Below are 17,670 nucleotides of genomic sequence, written 5' to 3'. Positions count from 1 at the left end.
GCGTTGCCGCCCTATTAATATGGAACCGACGATGAATACCAATCCCCTGCTTGATTTTTCCGGACTGCCACGCTTCGACGCGATCACGCACGAGCATGTCACGCCTGCCATCGATACCCTGCTGGCCCAGGCGCGCGCCACCGTGGCGCAGCTGGAAGCGCCGATGGAAGAAGTGAGTTGGGAAAACTTCGTCGCCCCCCAGGACCAGATCGCCGAAACCCTGGGCCGCGCCTGGAGCATCGTCAACCACCTCAACAGCGTGGTCGATACGCCCGAGCTGCGCACCGCCTACAATGCCAACCAGCCCAAGGTGACGGAATTCTGGACCGAGCTGGGCCAGAACGAAATCCTCTTCGGCAAATACAAGCAGCTGCAGTCCAGCGCCGGCTTTGCCAGCCTGTCGCCGGCGCGCCGGCGCATCGTCGACAATGCCGTGCGCGACTTCCGCCTGGGCGGCGCCGAATTGCCCGAAGACAAGAAAGAGCGCTTTGGCGCCATCCAGGAAGAACATGCGGCCGTCTCCACGCGTTTTTCCGAAAACGTGCTCGATGCCACGAATGACTACAAGTTGCTGGTCGACAATGAAGCGGATCTCGCAGGCTTGCCCGACGACGTGAAGGCCGCCGCGCGCGCCGCCGCCGAGAAGGCGGGCAAAGCGGGCTATGAATTCTCGCTGCACTTCCCCTCTTACTACCCGATCCTGCAATTTGCCGACAATCGCGCGCTGCGCGAAACCATCTACCGTGCCAACGCCACCAAGGCCTCGGACCAGGGCGAGGTCTTCAGCAAGAAGGACGAGTGGGACAACACGCACAACATCGTCACTTTGTTGAGACTGCGCAACGAAGAGGCAAAACTGCTCGGCTACGGCAATTTTGCCGAAGTGTCGCTGGTCTCCAAAATGGCCACCTCGCCCGCGCAAGTCATCGCTTTCCTGGAAGACCTGGCCAAACGCGCGCGCCCGTTCGCAGAGAAGGACCTGGCCGAATTGAAACAATTCGCGCGGGAAGAACTGGGCATCGCCGAGCTGCAAGCGTGGGACGTGCCATACGCTTCCGAAAAGCTGCAGGAACGCCGCTACGCGTTCTCGGCCCAGGAAGTAAAACAGTATTTCCCTGAACACAAGGTGATCGACGGCCTGTTCCGCCAGATCCAGAATCTGTTCGCGGTCGCGATCAAGCCCGATACGGCGCCCGTCTGGCACCCGGACGTGCGCTTTTACCGCATTGAGCGCGACGGCCAGCTGGTCGGCCAGTTCTACCTGGACCTGTATGCGCGCGCGGGCAAGAGCGGCGGCGCCTGGATGGACGATGCGCGCGGTCGCCGTGCCGATGCCAGCCAAGTGCAAACGCCGATCGCCTACCTGACCTGCAACTTCACGGAACCGGCCGTGGTCGACGGCCAAGCCCAGCCTGCCCTGTTCACGCACGATGAAGTGATCACCCTGTTCCACGAATTCGGCCACGGCCTGCACCATATGCTGACGGTGGTCGACGAACTGGGCGTGTCGGGCATCTCCGGCGTCGAATGGGATGCCGTAGAACTGCCCTCGCAATTCATGGAAAACTTCTGCTGGGAATGGGAAGTGCTCGAACACATGACGGCGCATGCCGTCACGGGCGAGCCGCTGCCGCGCGCGCTGTACGACAAGATGCTGGCGGCCAAGAATTTCCAGTCAGGCTTGCAAACCCTGCGCCAGGTAGAATTTTCCTTGCTCGACATGCATTTGCACTATGACTACGATGCCAGCACGGGCCAGAGCGTACAGCAGCTGATCGACGGCGTGCGCGCCAAGTTTTCGCTGCTCATCCCGCCTCCGTTCAACCGCTTCCAGAATGCCTTCGGCCATATCTTTGCCGGCGGCTACGCGGCCGGCTACTACAGCTACAAATGGGCCGAGGTGCTGTCCGCCGACGCCTATGCAGCGTTCGAGGAAGCCAAGGCGCTGGGGCAGGCCGCCACCACCGCGGCCGGCAAGCGCTACCTGCAAGAAATCCTGTCCGTCGGTGGCTCGCGCCCCGCGCTGGAATCGTTTACGGCCTTCCGTGGCCGTGAACCATCGATCGACGCGCTGCTGCGCCACAGCGGCATGGCAGCCTGAAGGGTGATATGAGCAGCACCATGAACCGCGTCGATTTTCACAGCAACGTGCCGGACAAGCTGGCCTACGCCTGCCGCCTGGCGCGCAAGGCCTATATGGCCGGCAACAAGGTCGTCGTGCTGGCGCAAGATGCCGCCCAGCTCGACGCCTTGAACACGGCCATGTGGACCATTTCAGCCACGGATTTCCTGCCGCACGTGCTGGCCGGCGACCCGCTGGCGGCGCAAACGCCCATCATCCTGACCGATGACGCGGCCGCGGAGCTGCCGCACCACGACATCCTCGTCAACCTGTCGCAGTTGCCGCCGCCCAACTATGCGCAGTTCCAGCGCGTCTTCGAGATCGTTTCCATGGAGGAGCAAGATGCGCAGGCGGGCCGCCAGCGCTTTTTGCACTACCGCAAGCTGAACGTGCAGCCGACGCACTTCGTGGCGGGTAAAGCATGAACGAACAGCCATTCGACCAGGGCATTCCGCTGCTGACGGAAGTACTGTCGGGGCCGGAAGCCTTGCATGAGACGACGGCGGAGCCGGAAACCGTGCCGAGCATCGGCAGGACCGACATGATCGAAGTGGCCGATATTGCCGAGATGGAGGCCGCACCTGCTCCCGCCATTGCCCAACCCGACTGGGACGCCATCGAACAGCGGCTGACCCAGCGCATCCTGCACCAGGTGCAGGGCAAGATCGATCATCTGCTGGAAGAACGCATCGCCCACGTGCTGCAAACGGCCCTGCAAAACGCGCTGATCGGCATGCGCGGCGCCCTGCGCGCAGACTTGCAGCAATCGCTGGAGCAGATCGTGGCGCATGCGGTCAGCCATGAGCTGGGGCATTTGCATCCACCTGCGCAGTAAGCACATGCCTGTCGTTGACACCATGTCACCCGCCGGCAAACATCCGGGGTCAGACCCGACGTGACTCGGCGTCCCCGTCTGACCCCGGCATTCAAGCCTTTGGGATAAATGACCGTCACTGCATTCGCGCTCTACACCCTTCCCCCTCCCAACGCCATTCTTTGGTGCGCTCGTGCCTGCGAAATCGGTGCATCGCGCCTCACTTTGGTGATTGTTGCGACAAAATGCAAAAAGCCCCAAAAGCGGCTTTGCGCGGCCTGTTTTTTGTTGTAACGTACTTCACACGTACCGCCATTCGAAGCGGTTTCACGAGACGCCGCCGTATCTTTATCCATTGGAGAATGTTTATGCTGCTCAAGACCAAAGTCCTTCCTTTCGCCATCGCCCTCGCCTTTGCCGGCCATGCGGGCGCGCAGGAAATCATCAAGATAGGCCACGTCGCCCCGGTCTCTGGCGCCAGCTCCCACCTGGGCAAGGATAATGAGAACGCGGCCAAGATGGCCATCGAGGATTTGAACGCCAAAGGCTTCAAGATCGACGGCAAAGCCGTGAAATTCGTGCTGGTGCCAGAAGATGACGCGGCCGATCCCAAACAGGGCACGGCCGTGGCGCAAAAACTGGTCGACGCCAAGGTCAACGGCGTCGTCGGCCATTTAAACTCGGGCACGACGATACCCGCCTCGCGCATTTACTTCAATGCCGGCATTCCGCAGATTTCACCGGCCGCCACCAACCCGACGTATACCCAGCAGAAATTCAACACGGCCTTCCGCGTGGTGGCCAATGACAACAAGCTGGGCGGTACCCTGGGTGCGTATGCCGTGGGCAAGCTGCAAGCGAAGAAAATCGCCGTCATCGATGACCGCACGGCCTACGGCCAGGGCGTGGCGGAACAGTTCGTCAAGGGCGCCAAGAAGGCGGCGCCTGGCGTGCAAATCGTCGGCAAGGAATTTACGAATGCCAACGCGACGGACTTCAATGCCATCCTGACCAGCATCAAGTCGAAAAATCCCGACCTGATCTTCTTTGGCGGCATGGATTCCGTGGGCGGGCCCATGCTGCGCCAGATGAAGGCGCTGGGTATCAAGGCCAAGTTCATGGGCGGCGACGGCCTGTGCACGGAACCGCTGGGCAAGCTGGCGGGCGACGCCGTGGGCGAAGACATGGTCACCTGCGCGGAAGCGGGCGGCGTGACGGGCGCACAGCAAAAAGGCATGGACGATTTCCGCGCCCGCTACAAGCAGAAATACAATATGGAAGTGCAGCTGTACGCGCCGTACGTCTACGATGCCGTGATGACCATGGCCACCGCCATGGCCGACGCGAAATCGTCGAAGCCTTCCGTCTACCTGCCGTTCCTGGCGAAGGTGCACTACCAGGGCGTGACGGGCCCCATCTCGTTCGATGCCAACGGCGACATCAAGGATGGCGCGCTGACCCTGTTCACCTACCGGGATGGCAAGAAAACCAAGATGGAAGTGATTAAATAGGCGGCTGCTCGGCCACGTAAGCGAGCAAGCCTTCGACCAGCGCGTCGAAGGTGGCGCGGCAGCGCAGGCTGCCGCGCAAGTCTTCATGCATGGTGACCCAGGTTTCCATGGGCAGCGAAAACGCTTGCGGCAACACGCGCCGCAGGGCCGGGTCGCGCGCCGCCAGCGCCGCCTGGCATACGCCGATGCCGGCGCCCGCGCGTATCAGGGCCAGTTGCGCCAGGTCGCTGTCGCTGCGCCAGGCAAAGTTTTCCCGCGTAAAACCCTCAAAGGCCGCGCCCGCGTTGCGCACGAAGGGACTCGCCTCGTCATAGCCGATGATGGCATGGCGGGCCAGATCGGCCAGTGCCAAAGGCATGCCATGCTGCGCCAGATAGTCCGCGTGCGCATGCAGGCCCAGTTCGATATCGCCCACCTTGCGCGCCACCAGCTGTTCCTGGCGGGGCCGCAGCATGCGCACGGCAATATCCGCTTCCCGGCGCAGCAAGTCCTGCACCTTGTTACTCAATACCAATTCAATAATCAAGTCCGGATGGCGCGCACGCAGGCGGGCCAGTATCGCCGGCAGCACCTCCACGCCCACCACTTCGCTGGCCGCGATGCGCACGACGCCGGCCACGCCCTGCCCTTGACTGCTGGCGGCGCGCTGCATCAGGGCCGCCGTATGCTCCATGGTTTCCGCGTGGGGGCGCAGCGCCAGCGCCACTTCCGTGGGCAGCAAGCCCTGCTGGGAACGCGTAAACAGGGTCGCGCCCAGCGCCTGCTCCAGCGCGGCGACATGCCGGCCGACGGTGGGCTGCGTGATGCCCAGCGCGCGGGCCGCGCCGGACAGCGAACCATGCTTGAGCACGGCCAGCAGCGAACGATAGTATTCCCAGGCAATGGAGCTAGTCATACATAAATGTATAGCCTGTCATCGATGTTCGTCAATTCTCAATTAGCCTTGCGTGGCAGATACTGGCTCCATCAACCACAGGGAGGCCATGATGGAGAACACGAAAAACACGAAAGCGGTATTGGTGCTGGGCGCCACGGGCGGCATCGGCGGCGAAATGCTGCGCCAGCTGGCGGCGGCGGGCTGGCAGGTACGCGCCTTGACGCGGGGAGAAACGCCATCGCCGCGCGGCGACGGCGTTGCATGGCTGCGCGGCGATGCGCTGTCGCGCGCGGACGTGCTGGCGGCCGCCAAAGGTTGCGCCGTCATCGTGCACGCCGTCAACCCGCCCGGCTACCGCCACTGGGGCCGGCTGGTGCTGCCCATGCTTGACAACACCATCGCGGCCGCCATCGCCGAAGGCGCCACCATCGTGCTGCCTGGTACCGTGTACAACTTTGGCCCCGATGCCTTCCCCAGGCTGGCCGAGGACGCGCCGCAGCACCCGCAGACGCGCAAGGGCGCCATCCGCGTGGAACTGGAAGCGCGCCTGGAGCGGGCAAGCACGCAGGGCGCCAGGGTCCTGATCGTGCGGGCGGGCGACTTCTTCGGCCCCCGTGCCGGCAATAACTGGTTTTCGCAGGTTCTCGTCAAGCCGGGCCAGAGCGTGCGCAGCGTGCTGTATCCGGGCGCACCCGGCGTGGGCCACCAGTGGTCCTACCTGCCCGACGTGGCGCGCACGATGCTGCAATTGCTGGCCATGCGCGCCACCTTGCCCGCGTTTGCGCGCTTTCACATGGCTGGCCACTGGGACCACGACGGCCGGCAAATGACGGGGGCGATTGCCCGCGTGCTGGAACAAGCCACGGGTACGCCACCGGCCATCCGGCGTTTTCCGTGGTGGCTGGTGGCACTGGCGTCACCGTTCGTGGCGACCCTGCGTGAAATGCGCGAAATGCGCTATTTATGGCAAACCCCGCTACAGATGGACAATGCGCAGCTGCTTGCCGTACTGGGCCGGGAGCCGCATACGCCGCTCGACGAGGCGGTGCGGGCGACATTGGAGGGCATGGGCAATCTGCAAAAGGCAGCGGGCAAAAAAAACGCGCCGGGATGGCCGGCGCGTTAATTGCAGGTACTGCGGCACAGATTATTTCTGTGCCAGTACCCATTTAACCAGGGTGTGGGCTTCCGCATCGCTCACCTGCGGGTTGGCTGGCATCGGGATCGCGCCCCAGGTGCCGGAACCGCCCTTCATGACTTTCGCCACGAGCTTGGCTTCCGCATCTTTTTGGCCGGCATACTTGGCCGCCACGTCTTTATACGCCGGGCCCACCAGTTTCGTGCTCACCGCGTGGCAAGCCATGCAGTTTTTTGCTTTCGCCAGGTCCGGATTGGCCAACGCTGCTTGCGATGCCAGAGCCGACACGGCCAATACACTCACCAACATAAAACGTTTCATTGTCTTTTCTCCAAAGTTACTTCCTGCGGCATTTTACTGTGTTTCCGCAGATGCACCACGAGCCCAGATCAAGCGTTTCAATGTAGTAACGCAATGTAGTAGCGATTAGGCACTCATATTCTGCCCCATCTGCGCGCGCCTGACCATGTTGTTTGTAAGGCGATGTAACGACAAGCGGCCCCGCACAGTCAAATGGGGCCTGCCGTCGCACTTACACAACAAATCAGCGTTTCTTCAGCTGCGACAGATCGCGCACGGCGCCGCGGTCGGCCGATGTCGTCAGGGCCGCATAGGCCTGCAGCGCCTGCGATACATAGCGTTCGCGGTTGACGGGCAGCCAGGCATCGTCGCCCTTCGCTTCCATGGCGGCGCGGCGCGCGGCCAGCTGCGCATCCGTCACGCGCAGGTTAATGCTGCGCTCGGGGATATCGATGTCGATGAAGTCGCCCTCTTCCACCAGGCCGATGGCGCCCCCTTCGGCCGCTTCCGGCGACGCGTGACCGATCACCAGGCCAGAAGAACCACCCGAGAAGCGCCCGTCCGTGAACAGCGCGCATGCCTTGCCCAGACCCTTCGATTTGATATACGAGGTCGGGTACAGCATTTCCTGCATGCCGGGGCCACCTTTCGGGCCTTCGTAGCGGATGATGACGACATCGCCTTCATGCACGGTGTCTTCCAGGATGGCCGCGACAGCCGCATCCTGGCTTTCGAACACGCGCGCCTTACCCGAGAATTTCAAAATGCTTTCATCCACGCCGGCCGTCTTGACGATGCAGCCCTTTTCGGCCAGGTTGCCGTACAAGACCGCCAGGCCGCCATCCTGCGAATAGGCGTGGGCCTTGTCGCGGATGCAGCCCGTGGCACGATCCGTGTCGACGGCGGCGAAGCGCTCCGATTGCGAGAACGCCGTCTGCGTCGGCACGCCGCCCGGGGCGGCGCGGAACAGTTCATGCACGGCAGGGTTGTCGGTGCACATGATGTCGTTTTGCGCGATGGCGTCGGCCAGGGTAGTCGCGTGGATGGTTGGCAAAGTCGTGTTGAGCAGGCCGGCACGCGCCAGTTCGCCCAGGATGCCCACGATGCCGCCCGCGCGGTGCACGTCTTCAATATGGTATTTGTCCGTCATCGGCGCCACCTTGCACAGGCAGGGCACCTTGCGCGAGATGCGGTCGATGTCAGCCATCGTGAATTCCACTTCCGCCTCGTGCGCGGCGGCCAGCAAATGCAGCACGGTGTTGGTCGAGCCACCCATGGAGACGTCGAGCGCCATGGCGTTTTCGAAGGCGGCCTTGGTGGCGATCGAGCGCGGCAGCACGGAGTAATCGTCCTGCTCGTAATGGCGCTTGGCCAGGTCCACGATCAGACGTCCCGCGCGCAGGAACAGTTGCTGGCGGTCGGAGTGCGTGGCCAGGATGGTGCCGTTGCCAGGCAGGGCCAGGCCCAGCGCCTCGGTCAGGCAGTTCATCGAGTTGGCCGTAAACATGCCGGAGCAGGAACCGCAGGTCGGACAGGCCGAACGCTCGATTTCCGCCACGTCGGCGTCGGACACGCTGCTGTCGCCCGCCTTGATCATGGCGTCCACCAGGTCCAGTTTGATGATCTTCTGCGTGCCGTTGACGACCTTGACGACCTTGCCCGCTTCCATCGGCCCGCCCGAGATGAAGACGACGGGGATATTGATGCGCATGGCGGCCATCAGCATGCCCGGCGTGATCTTGTCGCAGTTCGAGATGCACACCATGGCGTCGGCGCAGTGGGCATTGACCATGTATTCGACGGAATCGGCGATCAGGTCACGCGACGGCAGCGAATACAGCATGCCGCCGTGGCCCATGGCGATGCCGTCATCGACGGCGATGGTGTTGAACTCCTTGGCCACGCCGCCTGCCGCCTCGATTTCGCGCGCCACCATCTGGCCCAGGTCTTTCAGATGCACGTGACCGGGCACGAACTGGGTGAACGAGTTGACGACGGCGATGATCGGCTTGTCGAAATCGCCATCCTTCATGCCGGTGGCGCGCCACAGGGCGCGGGCGCCAGCCATGTTGCGGCCGTGGGTGGTGGTGCGGGAGCGGTATTGCGGCATGATGGACCTTCCAAAAGTGTTGGTGCCTGACTGTGCGGGCCTGTAGTAAAACCCTGCGTACAGTGGGGGTACGTCAGATTGCCTTGCGCACGCCCCACTGTCAAATATATGATGCACGTGTCTGTGAGTCGTTTTACATATCACAGCACTTATTCCACATGGAAACGCATATGAATCTCGAACTGCGCCAGTTGCGCTATTTCGTCACCGTCGCCGAGGAATTGCACTTCGGCCGCGCCGCCGCGCGCCTGCACATGACGCAGCCGCCCCTGTCGCAAACCATCATGGCCCTGGAAGAGCTGCTGGGTGCGCCCCTGTTCGTGCGCACGCGCCGCGAGGTACAGCTGACGCCGGCAGGCAGCGCCCTGCTGCCCGAAGCGCGCCGGCTGCTGGCGCAGGCACTCGATTTGCCGGCGCTGGTACGGCGGGCCGCGCAGGGCGAGGCGGGGCGTTTGAGCCTGGCGTTTGTCTCCTCGGCCGACTACAGCGTGCTGCCGCCCTTGCTGCGCGCTTACCAGACGGCCTATCCGCAGGTGCAGATTGCACTGCAGGAAGCTACCTCCGATTTGCAGCTCGATGAATTGCTGGCCGGGCGCACGGATGCAGGCCTGTTGATCCCGCCCCTGCCCGAGAAGGCGAAAGGAGAGCTCGATTATTTGCCAGTGCTGGCCGAGCCGCTGGTGCTGGCTGCGCCGTCCGGCCTCGACATCCTGACTGCGCCAGGGCCCGTGCACCTGCGCGACGTGCCGGCCCTGCCTTTGATCATCTTCCCGCGCGCGATATCGCCCGCCCTGCATGACGCGATCCTCGGCGTGTTCCGCGCGGCCGGCATCACGCCGCAGATCGGCCAGGAAGCGATCCAGATGCAAACCATCGTCAGCCTCGTCTCGGCTGGCATGGGCATCGCGCTTGTGCCACAATCGGTATCGAATCTGATGCGCCCCGGCGTAGAATACAGGCCGCTGCAGGACGCCACGCCCCTGGTGGAAACGGGCCTGGCCTGGCGCCGCGACAATCCGTCCGCCGTACTGCAAGGCTTTTTGGCGCTGCTGCGCAAGCAGATCAGCGCGACCGCCGATTAAATTAAGTGGCCGCTAAGGCAAAAAACCGCAAGCGCCGCCATACTACGCAACCTTAGCTTTAAACAAAGAAAGAAACCCCATGCTGATACACCCGATGCCCGACCCGATCGCCATACAAATCGGCCCGCTCGCCGTGCACTGGTACGGTCTGATGTATGTGCTGGCCTTCGCCCTGTTCATTATCCTGGGCCGCGTGCGCATCAAGCAGCCGCATATCGCCGTGCTGGGCTGGAAGAAGGAAGACCTTGATGACATGCTGTTCTACGGCATGCTGGGCGTGGTGATCGGCGGGCGCCTGGGCGAAGTGCTGTTCTACCGTCCCGAATACTTCATGCACAATCCGCTGGAGATCTTCATGGTCTGGCATGGCGGCATGTCCTTCCATGGTGGCTTCCTCGGTGTCATCCTGGCCATGTACGTGTGGAGCCGCAAGGCGGGCCGCAACCTGTTCGACGTGCTCGACTTCATCGCGCCGCTGGTACCGCTCGGTTATGCGGCGGGCCGCCTGGGCAACTTCATCAATGCCGAACTGCCGGGCCGCATCGCCCCGGAAAGCCTGCCGTGGGCCATGCAATGGCCAGGCATCCCCTACCCAGTGCATCCGTCGCCGCTCTACCAGATGCTGGTCGACGGCATTTTGGTCTTCATCATCCTGTGGCTGTATGCCCGCAAGCAGCGCCCGCGCATGGCTGTCGGTGCCATGTTCACCCTGCTGTACGGCTGCGCGCGTTTCTTCACAGAATACTTCCGCACGCCGGACTGGGAAGTCGTGTGGCTGGGCGTGCCGATCACGTCAGGCCAGATGCTGTCGCTGCCGATGATCGTCGGCGCCATCGCGCTGCTGGTGTGGGCCCATAAAAGCCAGGTGATCGGCACGCCGCCTACCAAGGCCCGCCCGGCAAATACGTAACACCGCTTTCCCTCGGTGGCGCGCCAGGCAGGCGCGCCACACCTCCGTCTGCAACATTTCTCTAAAAACAGCAAAATTTCCTGGTGGAATAGACTTGCTGTTGACATCTGGGTATCATCGTTTTCAGTGCAGCCATACTGGCGGCACGCCACGACGCCACGATACCGATGCCACCGGGGAGTGCCTTGCCATGCCGCCTGCCGGGCGAAAACTGACATGCTGGATCGCGCTGGGCATCTGCTACGTGCTGGCCCAGCTGGCCTTGACGGCCTGGGCCGGCACGCGCGCCCCTTGGGTAAGCTATGCATTCAGCATTGTCTCGCCCCTGCTGGCGATGGCCGCCTGTTGCCGCTGTGCCTACATCAGCGCGGCAGGCGCCGCCAGGACAGGCTGGGCCCTGTTCGCCGTGGCCATGCTGTTCTGGAGCACGGGCATGATATTGTCGGCCTGGCAAGACCTGAGTGGCCAGGTAGCATCCGACGCCACGTATTTTTCCGATTTTGCCTATTTCATGTATGGCGCGCCTCTGCTGCTGGCCATGTCGTCCGTGACGCACGAACATCCCTCCCGCACCCTGCGATGGCACGACGCCGTGCAGGTGTTGCTGGCGACTTACCTTGCCTATTTGGCCATCTTTTCCGTGTCGCCCTTCGACCAGCGCTCCATCGCGCCGATTCCCGCCAGTCTGCTGGTGCTGACCTATAACGTGGAAAATCTGGCCCTGGCCTGCTGCGCCTCGCTGCGCCTGCTGGCGCACCGCCGCGATGGCGGGCAAGGCCGCTTTTACCTGCTCCTGACGGTATTTTTATGGTGCTATGCGGGCTGCGCGGGCGCGTATAACTATCTGACCTTGCACGGCGTGACGGAGCAATGGAGCGAAGTGCTGCCGGGCCTGCCGTTCCTGCTGCTGGTGCTGCTCACCACGCGTGTCCCGGCGGCGCAGGCGGGGATGGAAAGTACACAGGCGCAGCGGGCCCCGCAAAAGCTGACCCTGCTGATCGACAATTTCAGCCCCATCTTCTTTACGGCCGCCTTGCTGGGCCTGGGTTTTGCCGTCATGCGCACGCATTTCTACCTGGCGGCGGCATCGCTGTTCGTCGCGCTGTTGCTCCACGCGCTACGCTCGGCCACCCTGCAAAGCCGCTACATGCAAAGCGAACTGGCTTTGCGTGCGGCGCATGACAAGCTGGAAAAACTGTCGCTGACGGATGGCTTGACGGGCATCGCCAACCGGCGCTGCTTCGACCAGACCTTGCAGCTGGAGTGGCAGCGCGCCGCGCGCAACAATCACCCACTGGCGCTGCTGATCATCGATATCGATTTCTTCAAAAGCCTCAACGATACCTTCGGCCACCCGTATGGCGACGCCTGCCTGGTGCAGATCGCGGCAGCCCTGCATTCCGCGCTGCCGCGCGCCAGCGACCTGGCGGCCCGATTCGGCGGCGAGGAGTTTGCCGCCATCCTGCCCGCCACCGACGGCGCTGGCGCGCTGGCGGTGGCGCACAAGATACAGGAAGCGATCGCCGCTGCCGCCATCGTCCACGCGCCGTCGCGCGGCGGCCTGGTCACGGCCAGCATCGGCCTGGCGCTCAATAGCGAGGGGCAGACGCCGGAACAATTGCTGGCCGCCGCCGACCAGGCCCTGTACCGGGCCAAGCAGAATGGCCGCAACCGGGTCGAAGAGCAGGCGTAGATCAGGCCTTCAACTTGCCGGTAATGACTTTCCATTGCGCCGGCGTCACGGGCGTGATCGACAAGCGGCTGCCCTTCTTGAGCAGCAGCATGTCTTCCAGTTCCGGCATCTGGCGCATTTCGGACAGAGGCAGCAGCGCTGTCTTCTTCACACCCCGCACGTCGACACTGATCCAGCGCGGCTGGGCCAAGGTGGCCTTGGCATCGAAATATTTGCCACCCTCTTCAAACTGGCTGTGATCGGGATACGCGCCGCTGGCCACTTCGGCGACGCCCGCCACGCCTGGCTGCGGGCAACTGGAGTGATAAAACAACACGCCATCGCCCACCTGCATGCCGTCGCGCATGAAGTTGCGCGCCTGGTAGTTGCGCACGCCGAACCACGGCATGGTGTGCTGCGGCGCGGCCATCAGGTCGTCTATGCTCACGTCATCGGGTTCGGATTTCATCAGCCAATATTGTTTCATCTAGACTCCGTATCAAAGCGACAGACGTAAAAAAACGGTTGCGCACGATGCGGCAACCGTTTTCAGTGGTAATGCAAATTGGGCCCCGCCTGTGCCGCTATGCCGGCATCCCGAACCAAACGGTTCAAGGTGGTCACGTTAGTTCAATTTCGGGTTCGTCGAACGAGCGACGCTCACTCCCATCAAACAAAATTCGCAACCGATGCGCATAAATGGTTCAAGGAATATATGGCAATCGCGAACACCGCAGGGTAGACCCAAGTTTACTCCTTTGATCGCGCATCGCAAAGACAAATCGTACTGTGTCCGCTTAAAATCCAATTAATAACACTGACCAAAACCGTAGCGAGCGGCGATGAATTGTGGCCAAGAAGCGCAGCTGTGCTTGAGCACAGCGAGCATCGCAGGCCGCAAGGCGCGACGCGCAGCAGGTTTGGTTCGGTGTTTAAAAAAGATTTTCCTGGGGCGTCAACGCACTATCGAGCACAGTATGCATGGCCGAGATTTTTTGCTTCACTTCCAGTATCGTCAGCTCCGACAGCGGACCTTGCGGCGACTTCACGGAGAGGAATTCTGCGGCCACGCCCAGAGCGGCCAGCACGGCGATGCGGTCATTGCCCTTGACCTTGCCCGCGTCGCGGATGGCTTTCATTTTGCTATCGAGATAGATTGCCGCTTCGCGCAGCGCACGCTCTTCACCGTCGCGGCACACCATGCTGTAGGACTGGCCCATGATATTGACATCGACACGCGGCATTACGCTTCCCTCTCGTTTTCGGCAATATAGGCGCCCGCTTCCGAAGCGGCTTGCTCCAGGCCAGCTTGCACCAGTTCGGGAATTTTTTCCAGCAACGCTTCCACCCGCTCCTGCGCCTCGCGCATGCGTTGCACATACAGGGCGTTCTCGGCGGCCAGCGCGGCATTGTCCTTGCGCAATTGCGCGTTTTCACGGCGCAGCGCATGGGTCATTTCGGCCAGCAGGCCGATCTTGTCGGATAATTCGTTGAATTCGGAAATCATCCCGCCACTATAGGGCGGACGCTCCATGGGCGTCAATCGAATCACGCCGCTGTCACACATATTTACATCAATGCAGGGCAGTTGGCGGACAATACACACTTTTTCCGGCGCTTTTCGCCAAGTGCGCGCATCTTCCAGCGCCCCGATGGCAGCGTTTACTCGTCGACGTAATCAGGTTCGATATCGAGTCCGCCATAGCGGTTTTCGCAAGAGCGGCGCGTCAGCGTCTGTTGTCCGCCCTTGCCGTCAAGCACCATCGTCAAGTCGCGGCAAGTACGGCGGTAGCTGCCAGGTTTGGCGTCCGTCCGCGAGGGCGTCAGGCGCACTGCCAGCGGCACCGCATTGCCCAAGCCCTTGTTGCTCCACTGGCGCGTCTTGCCATCCTCTTCATCTTTCAAAGTGCGCACGGCGGCCGTCAGCAGCGCTTTCTGTTCCTTGGCATTGAGCTTGGCGATGGTGACGTCCGACAGGAACGGCGGATATACGATAGGTGCCGGATCCTTGCCCTGCACATCCCACTTGCCGCTGTTTTGCGAACAGGTGCGCCGGCTCAGGTCCTGCGACTTGCCGTCCGCCGTGACGACGAATTTCAGGTCGCGGCAGACATGCGCCTTCAGGCTGTGTTCCGTCATGCCGGAATTGCTGAAGTTATACGTCACTTTCACCAGCACGCCACTGTCGCCGCCGTTGTCCCATACATGTGCTTCCTGGTCGTCGTCATCCTTGTTCAAATCGTTGAACAAGTCGTTCAGCAGCATTTCCTTTTCCAGCGGTGTCAGGGTCGCCACGGTAATCTCGTCGACGATGGTGGGCGTTTGCGCGGCGGCATTGCCCAGGCAGGCCAGGCCGATGAGGGTGGCGCCCAGCAGGCGCAGGGCGGGATGGGAAATCGGGAATGGCATGGTGTTCTTTCTGGTGCAAGTAATGATGTGTGACGATATTGATATGCAATTACAATCATCTTATCAAATTCCATAGTAAAACTCTGTATCCTGCGCGTACAGGAACGCCCCCCATGCGGACGGCATGCTAGAGTCGCTGCTGTTGCTGACGCCCGGGAAGTTGGCTTGCGCCAGCGCAAACCCAGTGCAGATGCAGGCTCTGCTTATCGTGTATGTATATATTCCTCTTGAATAAGCCCTTGAAGTTGACCCATACCGTCCCTATAATTAGCACTCGTTAGTAGAGAGTGCTAACAAACTCTTTCGTAGCAATCCTCAGGACTGATGGTGCTTGCCAGACCACTGCAGGGAACGCTACGCGGCGGGCGACGCCGCGATGCACCACTGCCGGATACAGGCAAGGACAGGATGACATGGGGTTTGCTTGACCGTTGCGGGCTGCTTTCAACGGCGGTCACTGAAAGCACGTCTGGCGCTGTGCCGGACATGTATTCATTTAGCAACACTTATCCATTGAACTTTAAGGAGTTTTGTATGAATCTGCGCCCATTGAACGATCGCGTCATCGTCAAACGCCTCGACCAGGAAACCAAAACTGCGTCCGGCCTCATCATTCCTGATGCAGCTGCTGAAAAACCGGATCAAGGCGAAGTCCTTGCCGTAGGCAATGGCAAGATTCTCGACGACGGCAAAGTCCGTCCTCTGGATGTCAAAGTAGGCGACCGCGTCCTGTTCGGCAAGTACGCCGGCCAAACCGTCAAAGTTGACGGCGATGAGCTGCTGGTCATGCGCGAAGAAGACATCATGGCGATCGTCGTCAAGTAATTGTTTCCACGTTGTAGACAGATACATCCCGAAACTCAGGAGAATTGAACATGGCAGCTAAAGAAGTAGTATTCGGCGACGCAGCGCGCGCCAAGATGGTAGAAGGCGTCAATATCCTCGCCAACGCAGTCAAAGTAACGCTGGGCCCGAAAGGCCGCAACGTGGTCCTGGAGCGCTCGTTCGGCGCCCCTACCGTCACCAAGGATGGTGTGTCGGTAGCGAAAGAAGTTGAACTCAAAGACAAGCTCATGAACATGGGCGCGCAAATGGTCAAGGAAGTTGCTTCCCGCACCAGCGACAACGCCGGCGACGGCACCACCACCGCCACCGTACTGGCACAAGCCATCGTGCGCGAAGGCATGAAGTTCGTTGCCGCCGGCATGAACCCGATGGACCTGAAGCGCGGTATCGACAAAGCAGTTGCTGCAACCGTCGAAGAACTGGCGAAAATCGCCCGTCCTTGCACCACGACCAAAGAAATCGCCCAAGTTGGCGCGATCTCGGCGAACTCGGACTACTCGATCGGCGAGCGTATCGCTGAAGCGATGGAAAAAGTCGGCAAAGAAGGCGTGATCACCGTTGAAGACGGCAAGTCGCTGAACGACGAGCTCGATATCGTTGAAGGCATGCAGTTCGACCGCGGCTACCTGTCGCCATACTTCATCAACAACCCAGAGAAACAAGTTGCCGTACTGGACAGCCCATTCGTCCTGCTGTGCGACAAGAAAATCTCGAACATCCGTGACCTGCTGCCGGTACTGGAACAAGTCGCTAAAGCTGGCCGTCCACTGCTGATCATCGCAGAAGACATCGAAGGCGAAGCGCTGGCGACCCTGGTTGTGAACAACATCCGCGGCATCCTGAAAACTTGCGCAGTGAAAGCACCTGGCTTCGGCGACCGCCGCAAAGCCATGCTGGAAGACATCGCTGTCCTGACCGGCGGCCAAGTGATCGCTGAAGAAGTCGGCCTGACCCTGGAAAAAGTGACCCTGGCCGAACTGGGCCAAGCGAAACGCATCGAAGTGGGCAAGGAAAACACCATCGTTATCGATGGCGCCGGCGAAGCTGCCTCGATCGAAGCACGCGTGAAACAAGTGCGTGTACAGATCGAAGAAGCGACCTCGGACTACGACCGTGAAAAACTGCAAGAGCGCGTGGCCAAACTGGCTGGCGGCGTTGCCGTGATCAAGGTTGGCGCAGCCACCGAAGTCGAAATGAAAGAGAAAAAAGCCCGCGTTGAAGATGCACTGCACGCTACCCGCGCTGCCGTGGAAGAAGGCATCGTGCCAGGCGGCGGCGTAGCCCTGCTGCGCGCACGCGCCAACATCACGGTCAAGGGCGACAATCCTGATCAAGATGCCGGTATCAAGATCGTCCTGCGCGCAATGGAAGAGCCACTGCGCATGATCGTGCAAAACGCTGGCGAAGAAGCTTCGGTCGTCGTGGCAGCCGTATTGGCTGGCACGGGCAACTACGGCTACAACGCTGCCAACGGCACGTATGGCGACATGGTGGAAATGGGCGTTCTGGACCCAGCCAAAGTGACCCGTTCGGCGCTGCAAAACGCTGCTTCGATCGCTTCGCTGATGCTGACAACCGACTGCATGGTCTGCGAAATCGCTGACGACAAAGCAGGCGGCGGCATGGGCGGCGGCATGGGTGGTATGGGCGGCATGGGCGGCATGGACGGCATGATGTAATCCCGGCGGCCCCGCGCGCAGGCGACGGCACGCGGGGCCGCACACGCCGGGACAGGACAGGCAGACCAAAAGCTGTTTGCACCTGCCCGGCAGCCCCGAAAGCTATCTTCTACGGAAGGTAGCTTTTTTTTCGCCTATAGATTTTTTGGCAAACCCGTTTGGCGAGCCTGTTTGACAAGCCCGGCGATTGCCCGCCCGCG

Annotated in this window: 17 protein-coding genes and 1 other RNA gene; 10 read left to right on the top strand and 8 right to left on the bottom strand. The window is 61.5% G+C overall.

The window, feature by feature from the left end; all coding sequences use genetic code 11:
- Positions 1–31 precede the first annotated feature (31 nt).
- The 4 genes from C8C89_RS09650 to C8C89_RS09635 all read left to right on the top strand — a co-directional run bounded on the left by C8C89_RS09650 (position 32) and on the right by C8C89_RS09635 (position 4,447).
- Positions 32–2,101 carry a M3 family metallopeptidase gene (locus C8C89_RS09650; RefSeq protein WP_133989627.1) on the top strand — a complete coding sequence of 690 codons (2,070 nt, stop codon included), beginning with the start codon at positions 32–34 and terminating at the stop codon, positions 2,099–2,101.
- Positions 2,102–2,121: 20 nt separating this feature from the next.
- Positions 2,122–2,547 (top strand): DNA polymerase III subunit chi, encoded by a 426-nt coding sequence (locus tag C8C89_RS09645; RefSeq protein WP_101484699.1) that lies wholly within the window; start codon positions 2,122–2,124, stop codon positions 2,545–2,547.
- Entirely contained in the window at positions 2,544–2,957 is a 414-nt protein-coding gene (locus C8C89_RS09640; RefSeq protein WP_101482511.1) for a hypothetical protein, read from the top strand. The genes C8C89_RS09645 and C8C89_RS09640 overlap by 4 nt, the downstream gene beginning before the upstream one ends.
- A 347-nt stretch (positions 2,958–3,304) precedes the next feature.
- A complete protein-coding gene (locus tag C8C89_RS09635) occupies positions 3,305–4,447 on the top strand; it encodes a branched-chain amino acid ABC transporter substrate-binding protein (RefSeq protein WP_101482512.1) in 1,143 nt (380 codons plus the stop codon).
- On the opposite strand, the gene C8C89_RS09630 is transcribed toward C8C89_RS09635, so the two are convergent.
- Positions 4,440–5,342, bottom strand: coding sequence for a LysR family transcriptional regulator (locus C8C89_RS09630; protein ID WP_133989625.1), 903 nt, complete (start codon positions 5,340–5,342; stop codon positions 4,440–4,442). The genes C8C89_RS09635 and C8C89_RS09630 overlap by 8 nt on opposite strands.
- A gap of 91 nt (positions 5,343–5,433) precedes the next feature.
- Between C8C89_RS09630 and C8C89_RS09625 the strand changes: the two genes are divergently transcribed.
- On the top strand, positions 5,434–6,450 hold the full coding sequence (locus C8C89_RS09625; RefSeq protein ID WP_133993270.1) for an NAD-dependent epimerase/dehydratase family protein: 1,017 nt from the start codon (positions 5,434–5,436) through the stop codon (positions 6,448–6,450).
- 21 nt (positions 6,451–6,471) lie between these two features.
- On the opposite strand, the gene C8C89_RS09620 is transcribed toward C8C89_RS09625, so the two are convergent.
- A complete protein-coding gene (locus tag C8C89_RS09620) occupies positions 6,472–6,783 on the bottom strand; it encodes a c-type cytochrome (RefSeq protein ID WP_086138918.1) in 312 nt (103 codons plus the stop codon).
- Between the two features lie 223 nt (positions 6,784–7,006).
- Positions 7,007–8,872, bottom strand: coding sequence for a dihydroxy-acid dehydratase (ilvD, locus tag C8C89_RS09615; RefSeq protein ID WP_101482514.1), 1,866 nt, complete (start codon positions 8,870–8,872; stop codon positions 7,007–7,009).
- Between the two features lie 170 nt (positions 8,873–9,042).
- On the opposite strand from ilvD, the gene C8C89_RS09610 reads away from it, so the two are divergent.
- The 3 genes from C8C89_RS09610 (at position 9,043) to C8C89_RS09600 (ending at position 12,557) form a co-directional block, all read left to right on the top strand.
- Entirely contained in the window at positions 9,043–9,954 is a 912-nt protein-coding gene (locus C8C89_RS09610; RefSeq protein WP_133989623.1) for a LysR family transcriptional regulator, read from the top strand.
- Between the two features lie 79 nt (positions 9,955–10,033).
- On the top strand, positions 10,034–10,864 hold the full coding sequence (gene lgt / locus C8C89_RS09605) for a prolipoprotein diacylglyceryl transferase (RefSeq protein WP_101482516.1): 831 nt from the start codon (positions 10,034–10,036) through the stop codon (positions 10,862–10,864).
- A gap of 190 nt (positions 10,865–11,054) precedes the next feature.
- Positions 11,055–12,557, top strand: a complete 1,503-nt coding sequence (locus C8C89_RS09600; RefSeq protein ID WP_133989621.1) for a diguanylate cyclase — start codon at positions 11,055–11,057, stop codon at positions 12,555–12,557.
- 1 nt (position 12,558) lies between these two features.
- Here C8C89_RS09600 and C8C89_RS09595 read toward each other — a convergent pair whose 3' ends face one another.
- From C8C89_RS09595 to C8C89_RS09575, 5 genes are all read right to left on the bottom strand, one after another.
- Positions 12,559–13,023, bottom strand: coding sequence for an EVE domain-containing protein (locus C8C89_RS09595; protein ID WP_133989619.1), 465 nt, complete (start codon positions 13,021–13,023; stop codon positions 12,559–12,561).
- A gap of 78 nt (positions 13,024–13,101) precedes the next feature.
- A non-coding RNA gene (gene ssrS, locus C8C89_RS09590) (6S RNA) lies at positions 13,102–13,279 on the bottom strand.
- Positions 13,280–13,468: 189 nt separating this feature from the next.
- A complete protein-coding gene (locus tag C8C89_RS09585) occupies positions 13,469–13,780 on the bottom strand; it encodes a cell division protein ZapA (protein ID WP_034747344.1) in 312 nt (103 codons plus the stop codon).
- Positions 13,780–14,070 carry a DUF904 domain-containing protein gene (locus C8C89_RS09580; RefSeq protein WP_306821367.1) on the bottom strand — a complete coding sequence of 97 codons (291 nt, stop codon included), beginning with the start codon at positions 14,068–14,070 and terminating at the stop codon, positions 13,780–13,782. Before C8C89_RS09580 ends, C8C89_RS09585 begins: the two co-directional genes overlap by 1 nt.
- Before the next feature lie 128 nt (positions 14,071–14,198).
- Positions 14,199–14,945 (bottom strand): hypothetical protein, encoded by a 747-nt coding sequence (locus C8C89_RS09575; protein ID WP_133989617.1) that lies wholly within the window; start codon positions 14,943–14,945, stop codon positions 14,199–14,201.
- A 534-nt stretch (positions 14,946–15,479) separates the two neighbouring features.
- Here C8C89_RS09575 and groES point away from each other — a divergent pair.
- Both groES and groL read left to right on the top strand, forming a co-directional pair.
- On the top strand, positions 15,480–15,770 hold the full coding sequence (groES, locus tag C8C89_RS09570; RefSeq protein ID WP_010400979.1) for a co-chaperone GroES: 291 nt from the start codon (positions 15,480–15,482) through the stop codon (positions 15,768–15,770).
- 50 nt (positions 15,771–15,820) lie between these two features.
- Positions 15,821–17,470: a chaperonin GroEL gene (gene groL / locus C8C89_RS09565; RefSeq protein ID WP_010400981.1), complete on the top strand. Its 1,650-nt coding sequence runs from the start codon at positions 15,821–15,823 to the stop codon at positions 17,468–17,470.
- The last annotated feature ends 200 nt before the right edge of the window (positions 17,471–17,670 follow it).

The sequence above is a fragment of the Janthinobacterium sp. 75 genome (genome assembly GCF_004365495.1).
Lineage (GTDB): Bacteria > Pseudomonadota > Gammaproteobacteria > Burkholderiales > Burkholderiaceae_D > Janthinobacterium.
Note: the sequence above shows the minus strand (reverse complement) of the source record. Positions and strands in the feature narration are given on the sequence as shown.